This window comes from Streptomyces sp. NPDC052020, assembly GCF_040680575.1.
Taxonomy (GTDB): Bacteria; Actinomycetota; Actinomycetes; order Streptomycetales; family Streptomycetaceae; genus Streptomyces.
In genome coordinates, this window is sequence record NZ_JBFAWY010000059.1 from 20475 (window position 1) to 27410 (window position 6936).

6 protein-coding genes and 1 pseudogene are annotated in these 6936 nt (G+C 74.2%); 5 read left to right on the top strand and 2 right to left on the bottom strand.

Annotated features, from left to right (window positions below; translation table 11 throughout):
• Window positions 1–202 precede the first annotated feature (202 nt).
• On the bottom strand, window positions 203–1795 hold the full coding sequence (locus AB0L74_RS33420; protein WP_365660931.1) for an MFS transporter: 1593 nt from the start codon (window positions 1793–1795) through the stop codon (window positions 203–205).
• A gap of 261 nt (window positions 1796–2056) precedes the next feature.
• Between AB0L74_RS33420 and AB0L74_RS33425 the strand changes: the two genes are divergently transcribed.
• Window positions 2057–3223, top strand: coding sequence for a hypothetical protein (locus AB0L74_RS33425; RefSeq protein WP_365660933.1), 1167 nt, complete (start codon window positions 2057–2059; stop codon window positions 3221–3223).
• 274 nt (window positions 3224–3497) lie between these two features.
• Window positions 3498–4523: a phosphatase PAP2 family protein gene (locus AB0L74_RS33430; protein ID WP_365660935.1), complete on the top strand. Its 1026-nt coding sequence runs from the start codon at window positions 3498–3500 to the stop codon at window positions 4521–4523.
• Between the two features lie 143 nt (window positions 4524–4666).
• Here AB0L74_RS33430 and AB0L74_RS33435 read toward each other — a convergent pair whose 3' ends face one another.
• Window positions 4667–4882, bottom strand: coding sequence for an I78 family peptidase inhibitor (locus tag AB0L74_RS33435; RefSeq protein WP_365660938.1), 216 nt, complete (start codon window positions 4880–4882; stop codon window positions 4667–4669).
• An 808-nt stretch (window positions 4883–5690) separates the two neighbouring features.
• Between AB0L74_RS33435 and AB0L74_RS33440 the strand changes: the two genes are divergently transcribed.
• The 3 genes and pseudogenes from AB0L74_RS33440 to AB0L74_RS33450 all read left to right on the top strand — a co-directional run.
• On the top strand, window positions 5691–6461 hold the full coding sequence (locus tag AB0L74_RS33440) for a hypothetical protein (protein WP_365660941.1): 771 nt from the start codon (window positions 5691–5693) through the stop codon (window positions 6459–6461).
• A 74-nt stretch (window positions 6462–6535) separates the two neighbouring features.
• On the top strand, window positions 6536–6835 hold the full coding sequence (locus tag AB0L74_RS33445) for a hypothetical protein (protein WP_365660944.1): 300 nt from the start codon (window positions 6536–6538) through the stop codon (window positions 6833–6835).
• 5 nt (window positions 6836–6840) lie between these two features.
• A pseudogene (locus tag AB0L74_RS33450) lies at window positions 6841–6936 on the top strand (acyl-CoA thioesterase II); the annotation flags it as partial.

Sequence of the window (6936 nt, forward strand, 5' to 3'; positions counted from 1 at the left end):
ACGTGCCGGGCACCGCGACGGGGCGAACGCTGCCTGCCGCGGCACTAGCGACGCTAGTTACGGCTTCGGCGACGTTACGTGGCAGTGTCCCGCACGTCCACCCTGCCCGGGCCCCGCCGGTCCGCGGCACGGGCGCCGCCGACGGCGCCCGGTCCCGCGGCCCCCACGACGGTGACGGACGGCGCACGGCCGCCCCAGGGCCTCACACCGAGACGCGTGGCTCCACGGCGTCCCTGGGCGCGGGCACCGGGACCGCCTCGCACCGCATCACCCGCGGCAGCCGCAACGCCATCACCGCCCCCGCCAGCAACAGCCCCGCGCTCACCAGCAGCGTCACATGCAGCCCGTGCACGAAGGCGCCCGCGGCCGCGTCCCGCAGGGCGGCGCCCGCGGGCCCGCCGAGCCGTGCGGCGATCTCGTACGCCTCCCCCAGCGAGTGCCCCGCCGCCGAGGAGGCCGGCGCGGGAACACCCGGCACGTGTGCCAGCCCGGGCGCGTACGCCGCGTTCATGACGGTCCCCAGCAGCGCGATGCCGATACCGGCGCCCAGCTGGTAGGAGGTCTCGCCGATCGCCGCGGCCCCGCCGGCCTGGTCCGGCGGCGCCTCGCTCAGCATCGACTCGTACGCCCCGAACAGGGTCGTCTCCAGCCCGAAGCCGAGCACCACGAACCCGGTCAGCAGCAGCGCGCAGTTGTCCGCCCGGCCCATCGCCGTCAGCAGGAGCACCGCGCCGGCCGTCAGGCAGAACCCGGAGCACACCATCCGGCGCGGCCCGAACCGGCGCAGCATCCGCGCGCCCGCCAGGCCCGCCGCCATCGCCGCGAACGTCAGCGGCAGCAGCCGCAGCCCCGTCTGGAGCGGCGAGAGCCCGAGCACGAGCTGGAGGTACTGCGCCGCGATCAGCTCCAGGCCCACCAGCGCCAGCATCGCCAGCACGATGCAGCCCACGGAGGTGCCGAACGCCGGCCGCCGGAACATGCCGAGGTCCACCAGCGGATGCGCCCGGCGCCGCTGGCGCCGTACGAACCCGGCCAGCAGCACCGCGCCCGCCACCAGCGGCACCACGGTGAACGCGCCGGCCACCGGCTCGCCCCCGCCGAGCCGCTTGACGCCCAGCACCGCGGCGAACAGCCCGGCCGCCGCCATCAGCGCCCCGGTCACGTCCCACGGGCCGGCGCCGTCGCCCTTGGACTCGGGCAGCAGCAGGCGCCCCACCGGCAGGCTGACCAGCATCAGCGGAATGTTGACGAGGAAGACCGAACCCCACCAGAAGTGCTCCAGCAGGAAGCCGCCCAGCAGCGGCCCGATCGCCGCGCCCACGGCGGCCACCGCGCTCCAGACGCCGATCGCCAGCGCCCTCTCCCGCCGGTCGGGGAAGACCTGCCGCAGGATCGACAGCGTCGCGGGCATGATCATCGCGCCGCCGGCGCCGAGCAGCGCCCGGGCCGCGATCAGTACCTCGGCACTGCCCGCGAAGGCCGCCAGGGCGGAGGCGACGCCGAAGAGGCCGTAGCCCATCAGCAGGATCCGTCTGCGGCCGACGCGGTCGCCGAGCGTGCCGAACAGGATCAGCAGCGAGGCGCAGACGAGCGGATAGACGTCGACGATCCACAGCAGGGCGATCCCGCCGGGCCTGAGGTCCTCGGTGACGGCGGGCACCGCCACGTGCAGCACGGTGGCGTCGACGGCGACGAGCAGCAGGCTGGCGCAGAGGACGACGAGCACCAGCCAGCGGTCGGCACCGGCCCCGGCCGGCCGACGGCGCAGCGCGGCGGCCGTGGTCGTCCCGGACATGTACGTACCTCCCAGAAGTTCCCTCGCGTCCGGCGGGGCTCACGGGGGCGGGGGCTCCCCCGCGGCTCGGCCGGAAAGGAGCGGTGGTCCCCGGCCCGCGCCGCGGTAAGGCGAGTGACTCGCAGCGTACGCGAGTCCGTGCCCAGGTCACGTGGCGGACCTCTCACCCGTTCGGCGGAACGGGTGTGGCGTACGCCACTGCCTTTTCCGGGCCCGTCCCCCGCGGACGGCCCGGTCCGGGGCACCGCCGATAATCGGGCGGTGACCGACCTTGAGACGCGCGCGACTCCGGCCCGCTCCGGGGCCCTGCGCCGGGCCGCCCCGGCGCTCCTCGGATACGCGGCCGTACGCGCCCTGGGCCTGATCGCCCTGGCCCTGTGGAGCGCCGCGCGCGACAAGAGCGCGTACACGCTGCTGACCGCCCGCTGGGACTCCCTCTGGTACCAGAGGGTCGCCGAGGGGGGGTACGGCTACGAGGTGCGCCTGCCCGGCGGCGACGTCCACTCCGACCTCGCCTTCTTCCCGCTGCTGCCGTGGCTGGAGCGGCTGGGCGCGGCGGTGTCGCCGCTGTCGTACACCGACGCGGGGTTCGCGGTGAGCCTGTCGGCCTCGCTCGCGGCGGCCTGGGGGATCTTCGCGGTGGCGGACCATGTGTACGGCCGCCGCGCGGGGGTGTGCGCGGTGCTGCTGTGGGCGGTGCTGCCGGTCGGGATCGTGCAGTCGATGGCGTACAGCGAGTCGCTGTTCACCGCGCTGGCCGCCTGGTCGCTGTACGCGGTCCTCACCGGCCGCTGGGTGACGGCGGGCGGCCTGGCGCTCCTGGCCGGGCTGACCCGCCCGGTGGGACTGGCCGTGGCGGCGGCGGTGTGGGCGGCCTGCGTCGTGCCCTCCGGGCGAAACCGGGGCACGGCCGGCGAGCGCGGCGCCCCCGTCGCCCGACGCGCCCTCGGCATGGCGCTCGCGCCCCTCGGCGCCGCCGGGTACGTGCTCTGGGTCGGCCACCGCACCGGCGCGGGCCCGCTCGGCTACCTGGACGTCCAGGCCGGGTGGCGCAACGGCTTCGACGGCGGATGGGCCTTCGCCCGGTTCATCGCCGCCCGGTTCACGTCGTTCCCGTCGGCCCTGGCGGGCGTCGCGCTGGCCGCCGGTGTCGTACTGGCGGTCTGGCTGTACGTCGTCTGCGTCCGGCAGCGGCAGCCGCTGCCGCTGCTGGTCTACGCGGGGATCGTGGCCGCGCTCGCCCTGTGCGCGTCGGGCTACTTCGGCTCCAAGCCGCGCCTGCTGCTGCCCGCCTTCCCCCTGCTGCTGCCGCTCGCCCGGGCCCTGGCCGGGCTGCGGACCTCCCGGTCGGCGCTGGTGACGGCCGGGGTCGCGGTGGCCTCGGCGCTGTACGGCGCCTTCTGGCTGAACGGCTCCGGGCCGCCGTGACCGGCCCGGAGCCGGGCGGCCCGAGGCGGCCCGAGGCGGCCGGCGCGCCGCCGGTGAGCCTCCGGGGAATTCCACGCCAGCTTTCGGTGAACCAATTCGTAAGCACGATAAAACTGCCACCCGGACCGATCAAAAGAAATGCAGGTCGCCGTGGGCATGGATTAGGGAATCGGGGGAATTAGTCTTCGCCCTGAGAGGAATCCCACATCACATCGTCATCACAAAGCCGTTGATTCGGCCGGGTTCACACCTCACTCGCTGTAACGTCGATTGGGTGCGTACCGAACGGAACCTCACCCGGCTGGACCGGGTGTTCGCGAGGCTGGACCGTGAGCCGGAACGACCGGCCCACCTCGATGTGCCGAAGATGAGCCGGCACAGGATTGCGCTGTTCGCCTCCACCCTGGCCTTCTACGTCGCGATCGTGTGGGCCGTACTCATCACCTCGTGGCTGGTCCGGCTCGACTGGCAGGTCATGTTCTTCCGCCCGTACCAGCAGTGGCCGGAGATCCACGCGTTCGTCGACTACTACGTGGTGCTCGGCCAGCGCGGCCCCACCGCCGTGATGGTCGCCGCCTGGCTGGGCTGGCGCTCCTGGCGGCAGCACACCCTGCGCCCGCTCCTCGCCCTCGGCGTCTCCCTGCTGCTGCTGAACGTCACCGTGGGCGCCGCCAAGTACGGCATGGGCCGCCTCGGCCCGCACTACGCGACCGAGATCGGCTCGAACGAGATGTGGCTGGGCGGCGATATATTTCCGAGCGGTCACACCGCCAACGCCGTGGTGACCTGGGGCATCCTGGCCTATATGGCCTCGACGCCGCGCGCTCGCCGCTGGCTGTCCGCGCTGTCCGCCGTCACCGCGCTCGGTGTCGGGATGTCCACCGTCTACCTCGGTACGCACTGGCTGAGCGACGTGCTCCTCGGCTGGGCGGCGGGTCTGCTGATCCTGCTCGCCCTGCCCTGGTTCGAGCCGCTGATCAGCCGCTCGGAGACCGTACTCCTCGGCCTGCGCGACCGCGTGCGCGACCGCCGCGGCCGTACGGAGCCCGCGCCCGCGAAGCAGCCGGCCGCCGCGCCCGTGGTGCTGCTGCCGCCCGTCACCGGCCGCAAGGACGCCCCGGCGTGCGAGCCCGTCCCCTCCTCCCGCCCGCGGACCCCGGCCTACCTGGCCCCGGGCCCGCACACCGCCCGCGGGGAACGGACCCCGGTCACCCCGGCCGGCAGCCGCCGCCCGCCGCACTCCGACCGCGTCCTGCGCGGCACGGCCGGTTCCGGCTCGAACTCCACGGCCCGCTCCTGACCCGCCCGGTCCCGCGCGGGGCGCCGGTACGCACAGCCCCTCCCCCGCTGCGGCCCGCGGTCACGCCCGACGGCCCCGGCCTCCCTCTCGGGGGGCCGGGGCCGTCGCGTGCGTACGGGGGCGGGCGGGCGCCCGAAGCGGTGTCAGCCCTTCCAGGCGCGTGCCACGCGGCCGTCCCGCACCTCGAAGTTCAGCCGGCCCACGCGGTACTCCATGGTGATGATCGCGCCCGGCGGCAGCGACCGCACCGTCGACCATCCCCGGTCACGCGCGCGCCGTTCGGCCGTCTCCGAATCGAGGCCGACGTATGTGTCCGGGCTGTCCTGGGGTTCGGCTGGGGGCGTCGGAATCGGTGCCATGCCGCCACGCTAAGCCCTGCCCTACCGCGGGGGAAGGCGAAGCCGGTAACAGAGCTCACAGAGTCCTCCAGGGTCACACTTCTGTCACAGGATCTCGGGTTGCGTTTTGACCGAACTCCGTCACACGGATGAGCGGTTCCGTACGGCCGTCCGGACCATTGCCGGAGAATTCCGCGCCCCCTGGCATCCCCTCGAATAATCCCCCGGAAAGGGCCGGCCAATGGGCGCCGCCGCCCTTTCCCTTCCGATGGCTGCGCAGGGCACGGAAAGTCGGCACGGTCACAGGAGATACACGTTTCGAGCACAGGGTCTCCCACTCTGGGCCGCGCTCCGGCGGCATCGGGCCGACCCCTCGGCCGGGCGGCGGAGCCGCACGCGACGGGAGCCCGTTCCAAGGCGGCCGGCCCGACGGACCCCGGACCGGGCGGGGGGTGCGGCCGGACCACGAGGCGCCGCCCGGACACGCACCCCCGTCCCTCCGGACCCGCTGCCACGCTCCCGGGCGCCGACTATTTTCGGCCACCCACTTCATTCGCCAATTTCCCCATTTGTCGACCCGCGGCCTGTCACCACCGTGACCCACTCCGCCCGGTCAACCCCCTTGCGCCCGGGGCGTGTTGGCGGCGCGCGCGGCATCGCGCGCACCCGGTCACCGCGCCCGCCGGATGGTTCGATTCCGTTCGCCGTGGGGCGTGACTCCCGCCACAGATCGCCCGTTGTCTTCTTCATGAGCCGGGGACCCGCCCGGACCACGGGCCGGGAGAGCCACCCCGGCCCCGCCACGCACCGCATCCCGAGGGAGCCACCCGTGCCGCCCATGCTCGACGTCAGCGACGAGGTACGCGCCGAGATCGGCGACGAAGAAGCCGACCGCCTGCTCACCGGGGAGAGCGCCCCGGGCGGCTACGACTGCACGTCCTGCCGCACCCCGGGCGATCCCCGCCAGGAACGGACCAGCACCGTCCTGTTCATCGGGGACGAGACCGCCGTGCTCGCCTTCGCCCACGCGACCTGCCTGCCCTCCCAGGTCGTCAAGGTCACCGAGGAACAGCTCCAGGGAGCCGTGAAGTACATCGCCGGCGACACCCTCGAACCGGAGCCGCAGCAGGCCGTGCTCGGCGTGACGAGCGGGCTGGTCCTGATCTCCGGAGAGCTGCACCCCGCCCTCGTCGTGGAGCCGACCGCGCCCATCGCGCGCCCCGGCACCACCACGACCGGCGACGACTTCCTGCCGCTGCTGGTCGAACAGGGCTTCGCGCCGGTGCCCGACCTGTCCGCCGTACCGCCCGTGCTGCACGGCTGGTCGGTGCTGCTCGCCGTGGGCCAGCTGCACGCCGTGCTCCAGCCCTCCGCCAGCGGCGGCCGGCCGGTGGCCTGGTGGCAGGCGCACCACCCCCTCCAGGTCACCGACGGCTGGCGCACGGCGGCGGGCAAGCACCAGCAGGTGCTGATGTTCGCGGCACCGGTCGGGTCGATCGGGCGGCAGCCGAGGGAGGACCTGCTGCGCGAGGCGCTGGACAAGGCGGCCGCGGAGGGCCGGCTGGTCGCCGCCGCGCTGCCACTGGCGGGGGCGGCCTGACACGCGGTACCCGGGCACCCCCGCACGGCGGCGCCCGGCCGCATCTCTTCGTGCCCGGGGTCGTTTGGACATACGTGCACGCATACGACGTTTCCCACCGCCAGGGTGGCCCCTCGGCCACGCCGATCTACGACGCGCTCTACGCCGAGTACATCAGGTCCTTCCGTGCCCTGCCGGGCGACCGCAGCGGCGAGGAGGAACTGGGATTCACCTCCTTCCGGAGCATCCCCGTCGGCAGGGGCACGTACAGCGCCTACAGCGCCGGGGCCCACAGCGCCCACAGCGCCCGACGCGGGCAGCAGGCACCCTGGCAGCGTGTCGGCACCCCTTCCGGGCCGGCCGCGCTGCCGCCGGCACCCCGGGCGGGCGCCTGACGGCGGTGACGAATCCGGCCGAACGGCTCGTCGACCTGCTCGACCTGGAGCAGATCGAGGTCAACATCTTCCGCGGCCGCAGTCCGCAGGAGTCCCTGCAA